This is a genomic window from Paracoccus beibuensis (genome assembly GCF_026162625.1).
Lineage (GTDB): Bacteria > Pseudomonadota > Alphaproteobacteria > Rhodobacterales > Rhodobacteraceae > Paracoccus > Paracoccus beibuensis.
In genome coordinates, this window is record NZ_JAOTBD010000001.1 from 157,318 (window position 1) to 173,971 (window position 16,654).

A 16,654-nucleotide genomic window follows, 5' to 3' on the forward strand; every position below is an offset into this window, starting at 1 on the left:
ACGCGCCCGGCGGGGGGAAGTCCACCGGCCGGGCGTTGGATCTCAGAATTCGCTGGTCAGGCCCAGCCAGAGGCGACGCCCTTCCTCGACGGTGTTGAAGTCGCCTTCGCGGACCTCCTTGTCGAAGACGTTGTAGACCGCCGCATCCAGCGTCGCGTTGTCGGTCAGGGCATAGTTCACGCCCAGATCGACGGTCGCATAAGCGTCGTACTTGCGCCCGGTCTGGCCGTTGATCTCGATCTCGCGGCCGCTGTCCCCGATGCGCAGCCCCGAGGCGATCTCGCTGCCGTGGTAATTGGCGCTTCCCCAGGCATCGAGGCCCTGCACCGGGGTCATCCAGTCCACGCGGAGGCTGGCCATGTGCTCGGGCGTGCGGGCCAGCGGAAAGCCCTCGAAGGCGCCGGTCTTCTGTTTCGAATCCGTATAGGTATAGCTGCCGCGCAGCGACAGGGTCCGGGTCACGTTCCAGTCGCCCGTCAGCTCCAGTCCGGTGATCTCGGCCCGGTCGACGTTGAAGTTGCGGAAGATGTCATAGCGATAGAACGCCCCGTCGTCGCCCTGGTAGCGCGGACCGTCGGTCCACTTCTCTTCGGTGCGGATCTGCTGCAGCTTGTTCTTGAAGCGGGTGTGGAAGACGGTTGCGCCCAGACTGTAGGTCGGTGCCTCGTAGATGCCGCCGATCTCGACGTTGACCGTCTCTTCGGGGTCGAGGTTCTCGTTGCCCAGGATCACGCCGCAGCTGGGGATGCGCGGGTTGCCGTCGGCGTCCACCACGTCGGCGCAGCCGCCACCGCCGGTCGTATAGGCATAGCCCGGCGTGATCGTGCGGATATCCGGCGCGCGGTAGCCGGTCGAGATCCCGCCCTTGACGGTCAGCGCCGACGTGGCGTTCCACACGCCATAGATGCGCGGAGTGATCTGGCCGCCATAGGCTTCGTGGTCGCTGAACCGCGCGCCGAGCGTTAGGGCGAAGTCGTCGCGCAGGCGCCATTCATCCTCGGCGAAGATGGCCCATTCGTCCAGCGACAGCTTTTCGTCGAAGCGGTCCTCTTCGTCCAGGTTGGCCTGGGCGCCGGGGTTCTGATCCCTGATCGTGGTGCGCCGGAACTGGCCCCCGAAGGTCAGTTGGTGGCTGCCGCGCCAGTCGAAGGGCATCGTCGCCTTGGCGTCGAGGACCGAGTTCTTCACCTCGGGCGAGCGCAGGTCCTCGACGATTTCGCCGGTATCCTCGTTCGGGCCGAAGGACTTCCGCTCTCCGACCTCTTGCGACAAGGACAGTTCCGTCTGCATGGCGCCATAGCTGCCCTTGTGGGTCAGCGACCAGTGATCGCGCAGGTGGTCGCGATAGCTGTCCGAATCATATTCCTCGCTGGTGATGCGCGTGCGGCCCGCCTCGGCAAGGATCTCGTTCCGGTCGTCGATCATCCAGGTCAGGCGGCCACCAAGATCATAGTCGTCCGATGCGGCGGGACCCGAAGGGATTGTCGAGGCGTCCTGGTCGAACTTGCGACCCCACAATTGCAGCCCCAGCTTGTCAACGATCAGCGGCCCCGAGGTATAGAACGACATCTGGCGGCTGTTCTCGAACCCCTCGGTATCCTGCAGCGTCGTCTCGACCGAAACCGAGCCGGTCCAGGTGTCGCTGACGGGCTTGGTGATGATGTTGATCACGCCGCCCATCGCGTCCGAGCCATAGAGCGAGGACATGGGGCCGCGCACGACCTCGATGCGCTCGATGGCGCTGACAGGGGGGATGAAGCTCTGCTCGTAGCCCGCGCTGCCGTTGGTGCGCGAATCGCGGGTGTTCTGCCGCTTTCCGTCGACCAGGATCAGCGTGTACTGGCCCGGCAGGCCGCGGATATAAATGTCCTGTTCATTTGCCACGCCGGTGGTCACGACGCCCTGCACGCCCCGCAGCGCGTCCGAGAGGTCCGTGATGTTGCGGCGTGCCAGTTCCTCGCCGCTGATGACGGAAATGCTGGCTGGCGCTTCGGCGATGTTCTGCTCGAACCCCGAGGCGCTGATGACGATCTCTTCCAGGGCGAAGGGTTCGGCATCCTGGGCAAGGGCGGGGCTGGACAGGGCGGTGAGGGACAAAAGGACGGCGCGGCCCGAAAGGCGGCGCCCGGCGCGAGGGGGCAGGTACATATCTTGCTCCGGAGGAAGGAGGGATTGTCTGCCTGGGGTCGCGACCAGAGGGAAAAGCCGGCTACCTGGGTGATTTCCTGGGGAATAGGACTCCAGACGGCGGGCGGCAAGGCCTTAAGCCGGTCCGCCCGCAAATGTTGCCGAAATGCGACGTCCTAGCTGCGGGTGCCGCTGAAGCGTTCTTCCCACTCGGCCCGGTTCTCGTCGCTGATCTTGGCAAACAGCACGTCGGGCACGGCGAAGGCATGGCCGGGGGGCAGGGCCGACAGGGCGGCCGCCACATCGTCGGACCAGTCGGCGTCGGCGTTCATCGCCTGCTGCATCGTGGCCGAGGCGAAGGGGATGAAGGGGCGCGACAGGATCGCGTAAAGACGGATCAGGTTCAGGCCCATCCGCACCTGCATCGCCGCGCGCTCGGGGTCGGTCTTGAAGACCGACCAGGGGGCGGCGGCCTGCAGGTATTCGTTGCCCAGCACCCATATGGCGCGCAGTTCCGACGCGGCCTTGCGGACCTCCATCGCGGCCATGTTGCCTTCATAGGCGCGGATGCGGATCGTCAGGGACTGGATCAGCGCCTGTTCGTCCGGGCCGTAGGCTGGGCCTTCGGGGACGACCTCGCCGAATTTCGACCGACAGAACTTGGTGATCCGGCTGACGAAGTTGCCCAGCACGTCGGCCAGGTCCTTGTTCACGGACTGCTGGAAGTTGTCCCAGGTGAACTCGCTGTCGCCGGATTCGGGGGCGTGCGACAGCAGCCACCAGCGCCAGTAATCGGCGGGCAGGATCTCCAGCGCGTGGTCCATGAAGACGCCGCGCCCCTGCGAGGTGCTGAACTGCCCGCCCTGATAGGTGAGGTAGTTGAAGGACTTGATATAGTCGACCATCTTCCACGATTCGCCCGAGCCGATCAGCGTGGCCGGAAAGGACAGGGTGTGGAAGGGCACGTTGTCCTTGCCCATGAATTGGGTATAGGTCACGTCGCCCGCGCCTTCGTCGGTGCGCCACCAGCGGCGCCATGCGGCGTCGTCAAGCCCGCCCGCGTCGGCCCATTCGGCGGTCGCGCCGATATATTCGACGGGTGCGTCGAACCAGACATAGAAGACCTTGCCCTCCATCCCCGGCCAGTCCCGGTCGCCGCGCTTCACCGGCACGCCCCAGTCCAAGTCGCGGGTGATGCCGCGGTCGCGCAGCCCGTCGCCGTCGTTCAGCCACTTCTTCGCGATCGAGGTGGTCAGGATCGGCCAGTCGGCCTTGCTGTCGATCCAGGCGGCGATCTGGTCCTTGAGCGCCGACTGGCGCAGGTAGAGGTGCTTGGTTTCCCGCACCTCGAGATCGGTCGAGCCGCTGATGGCGCTGCGCGGCTCGATCAGGTCGGTCGGGTCCAGCTGCTTGGTGCAGTTCTCGCACTGGTCGCCGCGGGCCTTGTCATAGCCGCAATTGGGGCAGGTGCCCTCGATATAGCGGTCGGGCAGGAAGCGGCCGTCGGCATGGGAATAGACCTGGCGTTCCGACACTTCGCGGATGAAGCCCTGGTCGGCCAGCTGGCCCGCGAAATGCTGGGTCAGGACGCGGTTGCGTTCGCTGGAAGACCGGCCGTAATGGTCGAAGGACAGCCCGAACCCCTTTGCCAGCGCCGCCTGCTCGCCATGCATCCGTGCGCAGTAATCCGCGACGGCCTCGCCCGTCTTGGCTGCGGCCAGTTCGGCTGGCGTGCCGTGTTCGTCGGTCGCGCAGATGAACATCACCTCGTGCCCCCGCGCCCGCAGGTAACGCGCGTAAAGATCGGCCGGCAGCTGGGATCCGACGAGGTTTCCCAGGTGCTTGATGCCGTTGATATAGGGCAGGGCAGAGGTGATGAGGTGGCGGGCCATGGCATGCGTCCTTTCCGGGATTGGCCGCATCTCTAGCCGCGTTGCCGCGTGAATGTAAGTCCGGCAGGGCGCGCGTGTTCCAGGTGTTTTGCAGCGGATGACGCCGCGTGACCCGGCGTGCGGAGGTTGCCATGAAGAACAGGAGGGTTCAGGTTTGCAACCGTCATCAGATCGTCACGGAACCCAGGTGCCTCATCCATATCTTCATGTCCGCCGCGACCCGGTCCTGCTGTTCGCCCTGTCTTGCGCATTGGCGCTGGCATGGGTCCTGGCGGCGGTCGTGCTGGGCTGGGGTCCCGACCGGTTGTTTTCGGAATCCGGCCCGGTCGAAAGGCTGTCGGCGCTGTACCTGGTCCTGGCTGGGATGTGGCTGGCTGCCGACCAATTGTGGCAGGGGCGCTGGCCGCGCTGGCACCTCGTGGTCCTGATCCTGGCAGCGGCGCTGCGAGAACTGGACTGGGACAAGGCCTTTACCGACCGCGGAATTCTGTCCTCCGGCCTTTACTCCGGGCCTCACCCTCTGGGCCAGAAGCTGGTAGGGAGCTTGGTGCTGGCAGTGCTGATCTGGGCGGGAGTGCGGATGCTGCGCCGCGACCTTGGTCCTTGGCTCGCCGGCCTCAGGAATGGGCAGGGGGGGCTGCTTGGGCTGGCGCTGCCGCTTTATGTTGTCGCCAAGTCGCTGGACGGGTTGGGGCGCAAGCTGGCCCCGTGGGGCATCGAGATATCGGGGAGGCTGAACGACCTGGCTGGCCGAACCGAGGAGGTGCTGGAACTGTTCGGCTCTCTCCTGATCCTCCAGTCCGTCTGCGTAATGCTGCTGCGCCCTGCGAGGGGTGAAGATCTGGGTGCTGTTCGCCATGCACCATCACCTCAGCCGAACGCAGCGCAGACGGAGGCGCATCCGCCGCGCCAGCAGGAGGCCGCAGAATAGCGCGAGCCGGTGATGGCACCAGAAAGGGGCTACCTCGGAAAAGGCAGCCCCTTTGGTGGTTTCGGCAAGAAGGCTGCGCGACCTCAGCGGCGGCGGTCGCGGCGCGAGGACATCGGCTGGAAGGCGACGCCCACATGCGCCTCGCAATAGGGCTTGCCGGGCTGGCTGGGCAGGCCGCAGAACCAGAATTTTTCGGTCGCGGGGTCGCCGATCGGCCATTTGCAGGTCCGCTCGGTCAGCTCCATAAGAGTCAACTTGCGGGCGCGCTTCTCGACCTCGCGGACCGAGGCCAACGCCTCGGGGCTGATCTCGTTGGCCGAGGGCTGAGGCGGCAGGGGCTGGCCCGCAGGCACGATGGGCCGGCGCGGCACGGGCGTGAAGACGGGCTGCGCCGCGACGTCCGCGGGTTCGGGTTCCGGCTGCGGCTCGGCCGGACGGGCGGCAGCGGCCGGCTGCGGCGCGGGGGCCGGGCGCACAGGCTTCTTCTCGGCCACGGGTTCGGGGGCGGGCTGCGGCTCGGGCGCGACCTCGGCCTCCTCGGTCCGGTTCGACAGGCCCAGGCGGTGGACCTTGCCGATCACCGCGTTTCGGGTCACCCCGCCCAGTTCCTTTGCAATGGCGCTGGCCGACTGACCCTCGGACCACATGCGCTTCAGCGTCTCGACACGTTCATCCGTCCAGGACATGGCTGCCTTTCCGGGCGGGTCATCGTGCCGCCCCATCTTGTCACCTGCGATTGATCCCGTCACAAACGGGATGCCGAGATTTAGCCGCCGACGCGCAGAAATTCAAGGACCGCAAGATGACCCCCCAGATGATCCCCGACCGTCCCGCGATGGGCGTGCGCCGCTTTGGCCGCGTCAACTGGCTGGGCCTGCGCACGCTTGCGACGCGAGAGGTCATGCGGTTCATGGCGGTCTGGCAGCAGACGATCTTTGCGCCGCTGATGACGGCGGGGCTGTTCGTGCTGGTATTCGCACTGGCGCTGGGGCAGGGGCGGGGGCAGGTCATGGGCCTGCCCTACCTGGTGTTCCTGGGGCCTGGCATCCTGATGATGACGGTGATCCAGAACAGCTTTGCCAACACCTCCAGTTCGATCACGGCGGCCAAGGTGCAGGGCAACATCGTTGACACGCTGATGCCGCCCCTGTCGGCGGGCGAGTTGCTGGCAGGATATTTGGCCGGCTCAGTGGTGCGCGCGGGGCTGGTGGCCATGGTCATCGGCACCGGCATGGTCATCGTTACAGGTCGGGGCATCGTGCATCCGCTTTGGGCACTGGTCTTCGTGCTGCTGGCGGCCCTGCTGCTGGGGGGCTTGGGCATTCTGGCCGGGATCATGGCGCAGAAGTTCGACCAGATGGCGGCCATCACGAATTTTGTCATCACGCCGCTGAGCTTTCTGTCCGGCACGTTCTATTCCGTGCAGGCGCTGCCGCAGCCCTTCAACACGCTCTCGCACTGGAACCCCATCTTCTACCTGATCGACGGTGCCCGCTATGGCGTCACCGGGGTCAGCGACGCGCCGGCCTGGCGCGGGCTGCTGATCTGCGCGGGCGTCGTGACCGTGGTCCTGTGGGTCGCCTGGCGCTGGCTGAAAACCGGCTATCGCATGAAACCGTGATTGCGTGGTGGAGGTTTTGAGGCTATGGCATTCGGCATGATCGCATGGACTGCCCTTTCCGCCCGTCCCCGACGTTGACGCACAGTCACCGTCCGATCACGCCTGCCATCACAATCTGTATCGACTTTCGGGGAATCCGCCATGATTTCGCACGTCCTGCCGACCTATAACCGCGCGCCCCTGTCCTTTGACCGGGGCGAGGGATCCTGGGCCATCGCGGCGGACGGGACGCGATACCTCGACCTGGGGTCGGGCATCGCCGTGAACGTGCTGGGCCACGCCAACCCCGCGCTGGTCGAGGCGCTGACCGCGCAGGCCGGGCGGATCTGGCACGTCTCGAACCTCTACCAGATCCCCGAGCAGGAGCGGCTGGCCGCGATGCTGGTCGACAAGACCTTCGCCGACACGGTTTTCTTCACCAATTCCGGCACCGAGGCGGCCGAACTGGCCATCAAGATGGTCCGCAAGTATTGGGACCACGCGGACCAGCCCGACCGGACCGAGATCCTGACCTTCGAGGGCGCCTTCCACGGTCGGTCCACCGGGGCCATCGCGGCGTCCGGCGGGGACAAGATGGTCAAGGGCTTCGGGCCGCTGATGCCGGGCTTCCGGCACCTGCCCTGGGGCGATATCGACGCCATCGAGGCCGCCGTCACCGACCGCACCGCCGCCTTGATGATCGAGCCGGTGCAGGGCGAAGGCGGTATCCGCCCGCTGCCCGACGCCGACCTGCGGCGCATCCGCGAGATCTGCGACCGCACCGGCACGCTGCTGATCCTGGACGAGGTGCAATGCGGCATGGGCCGGACGGGCCGCCTGTTCGCTCATGAATATGCGGGCATCACGCCCGACGTGATGATGGTCGCCAAAGGCATCGGCGGCGGCTTTCCCCTGGGTGCAGTGCTGGCGACCGGGGCCGCGGCGGCGGGCATGGTGGCCGGCACGCATGGTTCGACCTATGGCGGCAATCCCCTGGCCTGCGCGGTCGGGGCCAAGGTCATGGACATCGTCGCGGATGATGCCTTCCTGGCCGAGGTGAACCGCAAGGGCGCGCTGTTCCGGCAGAAGCTGGAGGGGCTGGTCGCCGCCCATCCCGACGTTTTCGAGGGCGTGCGCGGGCTGGGGCTGATGCTGGGGCTGAAATGCCGCGCTGCGCCTGCCGATCTGGTCAAGGCCTGCTATGCCCAGCAGATCCTGACGGTGCCGGCGGGTGACAACACGCTGCGCCTGCTGCCGCCCCTGAACATCGAGGACGCAGAGATCGCCGAGGCGGTGGAGCGGCTGGACCGCGCCGCCGGCAGCCTTGCCGCCTGAAATCCGCATCCGGCCCGTCACCGCGGGGGACCTGCCGATGCTGGCCCTGTGGCTGGCGCGGCCAGAGGTTGCGCGCTGGTGGCCGGACCCGAAGCACCAGCTGGGCCTTGTCCGGGAGGATCTGGACGAGGCGGCGATGACGCAGGTCATCGCGATGGATGGCGACACGCCGCTTGGCTATGCGCAATATTCTCCGGCCCACCATTGGCCTGCGCCGCATTTCGCGGACCTGCCCGCCGATGCCATCGCGATAGACGTCTTCGGCGGCCCCAAGGGCATGGGCCGGGGCGGCGAATGGCTGCGCGCCTTGGCTGATGAGCTGCTGGAGCGGACGTCGCTTCTGGCGATCGATCCCGACCCCGAAAACCTGCGCGCCGTCCGCGCGTATCGGAAGGCCGGGTTTTCGGGCGACCATATCCTGCGCGACGGCGAAGGCGCGCCGGTCCGCGTGATGACGCGTCGACGATAGCTGCATCCCTCCCGTTCAGAACCGCAAAGGGCGGCCGCGCCCCCTTGACCCCGCCGCGGCAAGCAGGCTTGCTTGGCCGATATCGCCGAAAGACAGACAGATGACCCATTTCCTGGATATCCACACCACCGACCGCGACGCGCTGAGGTCGATCATCGACAGCGCCCGCGCGATGAAGACCGCCCGCAACGACCGTCCCAAGGGAACGCCCGACGACGAACAGCCGCTGGCCGGGCGCATGGTGGCGTTGATCTTCGAGAAGCCCTCGACCCGGACCCGCGTCAGCTTCGACGTCGGCGTGCGCCAGATGGGCGGGCAGACGATGATCCTGTCCGGGTCGGAAATGCAGCTGGGCCACGGAGAGACCATCGCCGATACGGCGCGGGTGCTGTCGCGCTATGTCGACCTGATCATGATCCGCACCTTCGAGGAAGCCACCCTGTTGGAGATGGCGGAGCACGCCACCGTGCCCGTGATCAACGGGCTGACGAACCGCACGCATCCCTGCCAGATCATGGCCGACGTCATGACGTTCGAGGAACATCGCGGTCCGATCTCGGGGCGCAAGGTCGTCTGGTCGGGCGACGGCAACAACGTCTTCTGCAGCTTTGCCCATGCGGCGGGACAGTTCGGCTTTGACCTGACGTTCACAGGCCCGCCGCCGCTGGACCCCGAGCGCGCCTGCCTGGACTATGCCGCGGACATGGGACGCCCGGTCACCATCGAGCGCGATCCCTTCAAGGCGATCGACGGGGCGGACCTGGTCGTCACCGACACCTGGGTCAGCATGCACGATCCGCAATCCGCCAAGGAACGCCGGCACAACCAGCTGCGCGGATATCAGGTCAACGAGGCGCTGATGGCGCGTGCCAAGTCCGATGCGTTGTTCATGCACTGCCTGCCCGCACACCGTGACGACGAGGTCACGAGCGGCGTGATGGACGGCCCGGCATCCGTCATCTTCGACGAGGCCGAGAACCGTTTGCACGCACAAAAGGCCATCATGCGGCATTGCCTGGGTCTCTGACCAAGGGGGCAGCGGGCGACATGAAAGCTTCATGTTCCTGTCGCCCATCCGTCACTCTCGGGGCCTAACCGGTCGCCTGACCCGCAGCATGCGGATCAGAAACGACCGACAGGAGCCACGCGATGGATGACACCACACGCCGCCACGTTTTCCGCACCACACAGCTGGAAGAGGCCGACGGCCCCGGCCTGAACCCCACCCAGAACCGCACCATGGGCGAGATCATCGCCGCCCGTTTCTCGCGCCGCGGCTTCCTGCGCGGCTCGATGGCGACGGTGGCGATCAGCGCCACGGTCAGCCCCATTGCGCTGATGTCGGCGGGCGAGGCCAAGGCGCAGGGCGCGTTGGGCAGCGTCTTCGACTTCCCCGAGGTCATGGCCGGCGTCGATGCCGACCACCATGTCGCCGGGGGCTATGACGCAGACGTCCTGCTGCGCTGGGGTGACAAGGTCTTTGCCGACGCGCCGGAATTCGACCCGGCGAAGCAGACCGAGGCCGCGCAGGAACGCCAGTTCGGCTATAACAACGACTTCGTGGGCTTTATCCCGCTGGACGACGCCGACGATCACGGCCTGCTGGTCGTGAACCACGAATACACCAACGAACACCTGATGTTCCCCGGCATCGTCACCATGCAGAACGGCGAGATGGTCGTCGCCGACGCCACCGCCGAGCGGGTGGGCATCGAGATGGCCGCCCATGGCGGTACGGTGATCGAGATCCGCAAGGTCGACAGCAAATGGCAGCCGGTGCTGGATGGCGCGATGAACCGCCGCATCACCGCGAAGACTGCGATGGAATTGACCGGCCCCGCCGCGGGCCATGACCGGATGAAGACCTCGGCCGACGATACCGGCACGAAGGTCTTCGGCACGATCAACAACTGCGCCGGCGGCGTGACGCCTTGGGGCACCTACATCATGGCCGAGGAGAACATCCACGGCTATTTCACCGGCGAACTGCCGGCGGACCACCCCGAAGCCGCCAACTACAAGCGTCTTGGCGTTCCGGGCGGTACCTACCAGTGGGGCTTCTTCGACAAGCGCTTCGACATCGGCCAGGAGCCGAACGAGCCGAACCGCTTTGGCTGGATCGTCGAGGTCGACGTCATGGACCCGAACTCGACCCCGAAGAAGCGCACCGCGCTTGGCCGCTTCAAGCACGAGGGTGCGTCAAGTGCCGTCGCCAAGGACGGCCGCGTGGTTTTCTACCTGGGTGACGACGAGCGCTTCGACTATGTCTACAAGTTTGTTACCGCCGGAACGTACAATCCTGACGATCGTGCCGCCAACATGGACCTGCTGGACAAAGGCACGCTCTATGTGGCGCGCTTCGACGAGGATGGCACGGTGCAGTGGCTGCCTATGGTTTATGGCGAAGGCCCGCTGACTGCCGAGAACGGGTTCGAGAGCCAGGCCGACGTGCTGATCGAGACACGACGCGCCGCCGACCTGCTGGAAGCGACGCCGATGGACCGTCCCGAGGACATCGACCCCGACGCAAACACCGGCCGCGCTTATGTGATGCTGACCAACAACACCAAGCGCGAAGAGGCGAATGCCGCCAACCCGCGCGTGGAAAACGCCTTCGGCCACATCATCGAGATCCAGGAAGACGGCGGCGACCTGGCCGCGACCGCGGGAATCTGGGAGATCCTGGTGAAGTGCGGCGACCCGTCAGTCGCCGCGGTCGGCGCCACCTTCTCGACCGAGACGACCGAGAACGGCTGGTTCGGGATGCCCGACAACTGCGCCATCGACGCCGACGGGCGCCTGTGGGTGTCGACGGACGGCAACTCGGCCGGCGACACGGGGCGGACCGATGGTCTTTGGGCCGTGGATACCGAGGGCGATGCCCGCGGCACGTCGCGCCTGTTCTACCGCGTGCCGGTCGGCGGCGAGATGTGCGGGCCGTGCCCGACGCCGGACCTGACGACCTTCTTCGTGGCGGTTCAGCACCCCGGCGACGGTGGTGAGGACTGGGAAGGCCACGGGCGCGTGTCCTATTACGAAGACCTGTCGACCCGTTGGCCGGACTTCCACGATAATATGCCGGTGCGTCCGGCGGTCGTGGCCATCACCAAGCAAGGCGGTGGCCGCATCGGCTGACCAAATTGACGGGCGGCCGATGGCCGCCCGACACGATGTGAGAAACCCGCGCCTTTCGGCGCGGGTTTGTTCGTGCTGCGCGGCGGGTTCAGCCGATGGCGGCGGCGCGGATCTCGTCGTCGATGGCGTCAAGATATTGGGCGAAGTTGTCGCAGAACATCTGCACCAGCTTCTGCGCCTGCGCGTCATAGGCGGCCGGATCGGACCATGTCCGGCGCGGGTCGAGCAGGCGGTCGTCGACACCCGGGACGCTGACGGGAACGTCGAAGCCGAAGTTCGGGTCGTGGCGGAACTGGACGTCGTTCAGCGTCCCGTCCAATGCGGCGGCCAGCAATGCACGGGTCGCGGCGATCGGCATCCGCTTGCCGGTGCCGAAGGCGCCGCCGGTCCAGCCGGTGTTGACCAACCAGCAACTGGCGCCGTGCTGGGCGATCTTCTGCTGCAGCAGCTTGCCATAGACCTCGGGGCGGCGGGGCATGAAAGGTGCGCCGAAGCAGGTCGAGAAGGTCGGGATCGGCTCGGTCACGCCTACCTCGGTTCCCGGGGTTTTCGAGGTGAAGCCCGAGAGGAAGTGGTACATGGCCTGCGCCGGCGTCAGTCGCGCGATGGGGGGCAGCACGCCATAGGCGTCGCAGGTCAGCATGATCACGTTCTTCGGGTGACCGCCGAGGCTGGTGGCCGAGGCGTTCGAGATCGCGTCCAACGGATAGGCGCAGCGCATGTTATCGGTGATCGAGTTGTCCTCGAAGTCCAGTTCGAGGCTGTCCTGATCGTAGACCATGTTCTCGACCACGGTGCCGAACCGCGAGGTGGTGGCAAAGATCTCGGGCTCGGCCTTGGGCGAGAGGTTGATCGTCTTGGCGTAGCAGCCGCCTTCGAAGTTGAAGATGCCGGTGTCGGACCAGCCGTGTTCGTCGTCGCCGATCAGGACGCGCGACGGGTCGGCCGACAGCGTTGTCTTGCCGGTGCCGGACAGGCCGAAGAAGACGGCGCTGTCGTCGGGGTTGCCGGGAGCGTGGTTGGCGCTGCAATGCATCGGCATGATGCCCTTTTCGGGCAGCAGGTAGTTCAGCAGCGTGAAGACCGATTTCTTGTTCTCGCCAGCATAGGCAGTGTTGGCGATCAGGATCAGCTTTTTGTCGAAGTTCATCGCGATCACTGTTTCGGACCGACAGCCATGACGTGCGGGGTCAGCCTGGAAGCCGGGGCAGTTGATGATCGTGAACTCGGGGATGAAAGTCGCAAGCTCGGCGGCCTCGGGGCGGCGCAGCAAGTGGCGGATAAAGAGGCCGTGCCAGGCCAGTTCGGTCACCACGCGGACGTCGAGGCGGTTTTCCGGGTCGGCACCGGCGAAGAGGTCCTGCACGAAATAGTCGCGGCCCTTCATGTGCGCCAGCATGTCGGCATGCAGCAGGTTGAACGCCTCGGGCGCCATCGGCTTGTTGTTATCCCACCAGATCGTGTCCTCCACCGACGGCGCGCGGACGACGAACTTGTCCTTGGGCGAGCGGCCCGTATGCGCCCCGGTCGAGACAAGGAAGCTGCCCCCCAGGCCCAGCTTGCCCTCTCCGCGCGCAACGGCCTCGGACATCAGGGCAGGCTCCAGGAGGTTGTAATGGACTTGGCCCAGCCCCTCGATGCCTTGGTCCTCGAGCCGGCAGGTGGGGTTTACGCGCGTCGTCATGGTAGGTGGCTCCGTGGCTGAAGGGCGCTGCGGGGATGTGGATGCAGCAAGATCGGCTATAACATCTGAGATTCGTGGCGAAATACGACAGCGCAAACGGTTAGCGTTAACTGCTGATGTTATCGCAATCATAATTCCTTTGGACGCGCTTTGGAGCGGTCAGCGGGTAAATTGAGCATCTCGGACTTGAGGAGAATTGCAGCGGTGATTCGGATGCAACTGCATGCAACGACCGTGGCGATCCACGGGCGGGGGCTCTTGATCCTCGGGCCCGCGGGATCAGGCAAGTCGACGCTGGCCCTGCAGCTGATGGCGGTGGGGGCACTGCTGGTGGCGGATGACAGGACCGACCTCGAACTTATAGCCGGGCAGCTGATCGCGTCGGTGCCGGCACAGCTTCGCGGCAGGATCGAGGCGCGCGGGGTCGGTATCCTATCGGCCGAGGCGTCGGCTCCGGTTCCGGTCGCGCTGGCCTGCGACCTTGGTCGCGAGGAAGTGGAGCGCCTGCCACACATGCATGTGCACGATTGGCTGGGTGTGCCGGTTCCGCTTGTGCTGGGTCCCTATCGCGCGCATCTTTATGCTGCGCTGCGGCAGATGCTTCTGGGGCGGCGCCTTGCCTGAAGCGCGGAACCGGCGGACAGAGGAACGCGAATGGTCCGGAACGTCATGACAAGACCATCGAATTCGGAAGACATCCAGCGACTGGTGCTGGTGACGGGTCCGTCTGGTGCGGGTCGCTCCACCGCGATCAACGTGCTCGAGGACTTGGGCTTCGAGGCGATCGACAACCTGCCCCTGTCGCTGATCCCGCGGCTTCTGGACGGACCGGCGCGGCCGATGCCGCTGGCGCTGGGGCTGGACGTGCGCAATCGCGACTTTTCCACGGCCAACGTCATCGAGTTGATCGACCGCCTGACGCGGCTGCCCGAATATTCGCCCGAGGTGCTGTTCCTCGACTGCAACGCGGACGTCCTGGTACGCCGCTACAGCGAGACGCGCCGCCGTCACCCGCTGGCGCCGGACGAGGCGCCACTGGGGGGCGTGCTGGCCGAGATCGACCTGCTGGCACCCATCCGGGCGCGGGCCGACGTGCTGGTCGACACGACCGACCTGTCGCCGCACGACCTGAAGGCCGAGCTGGCGCAATGGTTCGATGTCAGGCCGGGCCGGCGGCTCAGCGTCTCACTGCATTCCTTCAGCTACAAGCGCGGGGTGCCCCGGGGCCTCGACATGATGTTCGATTGCCGCTTCCTTGCGAACCCCCACTGGAAGCCGGACCTGCGCGCCCTCGACGGCCGCGATCCGCGCGTTCAGGCGCATGTCGCCGCCGATCCTCGATTCGCCGAGTTTTTCACGCGGACCTGCGATCTGGTGAAATTCCTGCTGCCTGCCCATATCGAGGAGGGAAAATCGCATCTGGCTGTGGGTTTCGGCTGCACCGGGGGGAAACACCGTTCCGTCACTTTGGTGGAAAATGCGGCTGTTGCGCTTGCAGATGCTGGCTGGCCGGTGTCAATAAGGCACAGGGAACTGGAGCGTCGCGGCGCTGCGCTAAACACCGGCGCGGATGCGTCGCCCCCAAGCGGGGCAGTGCCGATGCGGGAGCAGGCGCTGTGAAACTCCGAGGACCCGGGCGGTCGTTTTGTCTTGGTGGGGCGCGTTGATCGGAATTGTCATTGTGGCGCATGGCGGGCTGGCGCGGGAATATCTTTCCGCCGTCGAACATGTCGTAGGCCCCCAGGTGGGCATCGCTGCCGTCGCGATCGAGGACGATCACGACCGCGCCGTGAAGACAGCAGAGATCAAGGCCGCCGCCGATGCGGTCGATCTGGGCGACGGCGTGGTCCTGGTGACCGACCTCTTCGGCGGATCCCCCTCGAACCTGTCGCTGCCGGCCTGCGCCGTGCAGGACCGGACCATCCTCTACGGGGCGAACCTGCCCATGCTGGTCAAACTGGCCAAGTCGCGCCACCTGACGGTGCGTGACGCAGTCAGTTGCGCCAAGGACGCGGGCCGCAAGTACATCAATTCATACAACGTGCCGCCGGAAGCCGGGATGGGCGACGGAAGCTGCGCCAGATGAGCGACAGCGTCACGCGGCAACTGTCGATCATCAACGTCAAGGGGCTGCACGCCCGCGCCAGCGCCAAGTTCGTCGACGTGGTAGAGCGGTTCGACGCCCAGGCCACGGTCGAAAAGGACGGCATGGCGGTCGCCGGCGACTCGATCATGGGCCTTCTGATGCTGACGGCCCCCCGCGGCAGCCAGATCAGGGTCACCGCCACCGGACCCGAGGCGGTCGCGCTTCTTGACGCGCTGGATGCGCTTGTCGCGGACTACTTCGGCGAAGGCATGTAGTGCCCGAGCGCAAGTCCTATCACCACGGCAACCTGCGCCAGGCACTGGTGGAAGCAACCGCCGCGCTGATCGAGGCACAGGGTCCGCAGGCATTCACCCTGACCGAGGCGGCGCGTAATGCCGGAGTGTCGGCCGCCGCGCCCTATCGCCATTTCAAGGGTCGTGACGACCTTCTGGAGGAGGTGGCGCGCCAAGGCTTCGTCGACTTCACCGACCGTCTGTCGGCGGCCTTCGACCACGGGCGCCCCAAGCCGCTGACGGCATTTCTTCGCATGGGGCAGGCCTATCTGGATTTCGCGGCCGAGCGGCCCGGTTACTACATGGCGATGTTCGAATCCGGGATCTCCATCGTCGGCAATGCGGAACTTGCAGCGGCATCCGGACGGGCACAGGGCGTGCTGATCGACGCGGCCGAGGCGCTTTCGGCGCGGCTGCCTGCCGCCGACCGTCCGCCGGCGCGGATGGTGGCGAACCACATCTGGGCGCTGAGCCACGGCGTCGTCGAGCTGTTCGGCAGGGGCAAGCCCGGCAGCCGAAGCCCCGTCGCCGCCAGTGAGATGCTGGAGAGCGGAGCGTTGATCTATCTCCGCGGCCTCGGCCTGATCCCCGACTGATTTTTGCGATTGTCCGTCTTGACGGCGCGCCGATTGCTCCCATCTATGTAAATGTGATTAACATTAACATTGGGAGACCATGAGATGGACACTGTCTCACGCGCACTTCGGCCGCTGTCGGGACCACGCTTCGGCGACTTCCTTGCCCGCGGGCGCGACTGGCTGGACGAGCGCGGCCGCCCAGCCTGGATCGTCGCAATGATCCTTGGCTTCATCGCCTTCTGGCCCGTCGGCCTTGGCCTTCTTTTCTACATGATCTGGAGCAAACGCATGTTCGGATGCAGCAAGCGCATACGCGCCCCCCGCTATACCGCGCCCTCGACCGGCAACACGGCCTTCGACGCCTATCGCGAACAGACGCTGAAGCGGCTGGAAGACGAGCACCGCGAGTTCGTCGACTTCCTGCAGAAGCTGCGAGAGGCCAAGGACAAGGCCGAATTCGACCAGTTCATGGGCAACCGCCAGCCCAAGGCGGATGCGTGACCGACAAGCGGGGCCGGGCGACC

The 16,654-nt window shown here is 66.0% G+C and carries 16 protein-coding genes; 12 read left to right on the forward strand and 4 right to left on the reverse strand.

Annotation, left to right across the window (positions count from 1 at the left end; translation table 11 throughout):
* Positions 1–42: 42 nt before the first annotated feature.
* Positions 43–2,148, reverse strand: coding sequence for a TonB-dependent receptor domain-containing protein (locus OC159_RS00830; protein WP_265499253.1), 2,106 nt, complete (start codon positions 2,146–2,148; stop codon positions 43–45).
* 155 nt (positions 2,149–2,303) lie between these two features.
* On the reverse strand, positions 2,304–4,019 hold the full coding sequence (gene metG, locus OC159_RS00835; RefSeq protein ID WP_265499254.1) for a methionine--tRNA ligase: 1,716 nt from the start codon (positions 4,017–4,019) through the stop codon (positions 2,304–2,306).
* Positions 4,020–4,206: 187 nt separating this feature from the next.
* On the opposite strand from metG, the gene OC159_RS00840 reads away from it, so the two are divergent.
* A complete protein-coding gene (locus OC159_RS00840; protein WP_265499255.1) occupies positions 4,207–4,950 on the forward strand; it encodes a hypothetical protein in 744 nt (247 codons plus the stop codon).
* Between the two features lie 83 nt (positions 4,951–5,033).
* Here OC159_RS00840 and OC159_RS00845 read toward each other — a convergent pair whose 3' ends face one another.
* On the reverse strand, positions 5,034–5,636 hold the full coding sequence (locus OC159_RS00845; protein ID WP_265499256.1) for a GcrA family cell cycle regulator: 603 nt from the start codon (positions 5,634–5,636) through the stop codon (positions 5,034–5,036).
* Between the two features lie 116 nt (positions 5,637–5,752).
* On the opposite strand from OC159_RS00845, the gene OC159_RS00850 reads away from it, so the two are divergent.
* From OC159_RS00850 to OC159_RS00870, 5 genes are all read left to right on the forward strand, one after another.
* Positions 5,753–6,571 carry an ABC transporter permease gene (locus OC159_RS00850; protein WP_265499257.1) on the forward strand — a complete coding sequence of 273 codons (819 nt, stop codon included), beginning with the start codon at positions 5,753–5,755 and terminating at the stop codon, positions 6,569–6,571.
* Positions 6,572–6,712: 141 nt separating this feature from the next.
* On the forward strand, positions 6,713–7,885 hold the full coding sequence (locus OC159_RS00855) for an aspartate aminotransferase family protein (RefSeq protein WP_265499258.1): 1,173 nt from the start codon (positions 6,713–6,715) through the stop codon (positions 7,883–7,885).
* Positions 7,875–8,354, forward strand: a complete 480-nt coding sequence (locus tag OC159_RS00860) for a GNAT family N-acetyltransferase (RefSeq protein ID WP_265499259.1) — start codon at positions 7,875–7,877, stop codon at positions 8,352–8,354. The genes OC159_RS00855 and OC159_RS00860 overlap by 11 nt, the downstream gene beginning before the upstream one ends.
* Positions 8,355–8,454: 100 nt before the next feature.
* Positions 8,455–9,381: an ornithine carbamoyltransferase gene (argF, locus tag OC159_RS00865; RefSeq protein WP_265499260.1), complete on the forward strand. Its 927-nt coding sequence runs from the start codon at positions 8,455–8,457 to the stop codon at positions 9,379–9,381.
* A gap of 122 nt (positions 9,382–9,503) precedes the next feature.
* The gene (locus OC159_RS00870; protein WP_265499261.1) at positions 9,504–11,489 is read left to right on the forward strand and encodes a PhoX family protein; all 1,986 of its coding nucleotides are present in this window, start codon (positions 9,504–9,506) and stop codon (positions 11,487–11,489) included.
* Between the two features lie 88 nt (positions 11,490–11,577).
* Here the strand turns inward: OC159_RS00870 and OC159_RS00875 are convergent, their stop codons facing one another.
* Entirely contained in the window at positions 11,578–13,173 is a 1,596-nt protein-coding gene (locus tag OC159_RS00875; protein WP_265499262.1) for a phosphoenolpyruvate carboxykinase, read from the reverse strand.
* Between the two features lie 213 nt (positions 13,174–13,386).
* Between OC159_RS00875 and OC159_RS00880 the strand changes: the two genes are divergently transcribed.
* The 6 genes from OC159_RS00880 to OC159_RS00905 all read left to right on the forward strand — a co-directional run bounded on the left by OC159_RS00880 (position 13,387) and on the right by OC159_RS00905 (position 16,631).
* Complete coding sequence (locus OC159_RS00880; protein WP_265499263.1) at positions 13,387–13,797, forward strand: HPr kinase/phosphorylase; 411 nt, start codon at positions 13,387–13,389, stop codon at positions 13,795–13,797.
* Positions 13,798–13,842: 45 nt separating this feature from the next.
* On the forward strand, positions 13,843–14,793 hold the full coding sequence (rapZ, locus tag OC159_RS00885; RefSeq protein WP_265499264.1) for an RNase adapter RapZ: 951 nt from the start codon (positions 13,843–13,845) through the stop codon (positions 14,791–14,793).
* A 43-nt stretch (positions 14,794–14,836) separates the two neighbouring features.
* Positions 14,837–15,259, forward strand: a complete 423-nt coding sequence (locus tag OC159_RS00890; protein WP_265499265.1) for a PTS sugar transporter subunit IIA — start codon at positions 14,837–14,839, stop codon at positions 15,257–15,259.
* Positions 15,256–15,534, forward strand: a complete 279-nt coding sequence (locus OC159_RS00895) for an HPr family phosphocarrier protein (RefSeq protein WP_265499266.1) — start codon at positions 15,256–15,258, stop codon at positions 15,532–15,534. Before OC159_RS00890 ends, OC159_RS00895 begins: the two co-directional genes overlap by 4 nt.
* Positions 15,534–16,148: a TetR/AcrR family transcriptional regulator gene (locus OC159_RS00900; RefSeq protein WP_265499267.1), complete on the forward strand. Its 615-nt coding sequence runs from the start codon at positions 15,534–15,536 to the stop codon at positions 16,146–16,148. Before OC159_RS00895 ends, OC159_RS00900 begins: the two co-directional genes overlap by 1 nt.
* 84 nt (positions 16,149–16,232) lie before the next feature.
* Positions 16,233–16,631, forward strand: coding sequence for a DUF2852 domain-containing protein (locus OC159_RS00905; RefSeq protein ID WP_265499268.1), 399 nt, complete (start codon positions 16,233–16,235; stop codon positions 16,629–16,631).
* Positions 16,632–16,654: the final 23 nt, after the last annotated feature.

Excerpts from the sequence above, each read along its gene's own strand:
- OC159_RS00845 (WP_265499256.1), bottom strand. The coding sequence starts at position 5,636 with ATGTCCTGGACGGATGAACGTGTCGAGACGCTGAAGCGCATGTGGTCC.
- OC159_RS00880 (WP_265499263.1), top strand. The coding sequence starts at position 13,387 with ATGCAACTGCATGCAACGACCGTGGCGATCCACGGGCGGGGGCTCTTG.
- OC159_RS00855 (WP_265499258.1), top strand. The coding sequence starts at position 6,713 with ATGATTTCGCACGTCCTGCCGACCTATAACCGCGCGCCCCTGTCCTTT.
- OC159_RS00870 (WP_265499261.1), top strand. The coding sequence starts at position 9,504 with ATGGATGACACCACACGCCGCCACGTTTTCCGCACCACACAGCTGGAA.
- OC159_RS00830 (WP_265499253.1), bottom strand. The coding sequence starts at position 2,148 with ATGTACCTGCCCCCTCGCGCCGGGCGCCGCCTTTCGGGCCGCGCCGTC.
- rapZ (WP_265499264.1), top strand. The coding sequence starts at position 13,843 with ATGACAAGACCATCGAATTCGGAAGACATCCAGCGACTGGTGCTGGTG.
- OC159_RS00850 (WP_265499257.1), top strand. The coding sequence starts at position 5,753 with ATGACCCCCCAGATGATCCCCGACCGTCCCGCGATGGGCGTGCGCCGC.
- OC159_RS00875 (WP_265499262.1), bottom strand. The coding sequence starts at position 13,173 with ATGACGACGCGCGTAAACCCCACCTGCCGGCTCGAGGACCAAGGCATC.
- OC159_RS00895 (WP_265499266.1), top strand. The coding sequence starts at position 15,256 with ATGAGCGACAGCGTCACGCGGCAACTGTCGATCATCAACGTCAAGGGG.
- metG (WP_265499254.1), bottom strand. The coding sequence starts at position 4,019 with ATGGCCCGCCACCTCATCACCTCTGCCCTGCCCTATATCAACGGCATC.
- argF (WP_265499260.1), top strand. The coding sequence starts at position 8,455 with ATGACCCATTTCCTGGATATCCACACCACCGACCGCGACGCGCTGAGG.
- OC159_RS00905 (WP_265499268.1), top strand. The coding sequence starts at position 16,233 with ATGGACACTGTCTCACGCGCACTTCGGCCGCTGTCGGGACCACGCTTC.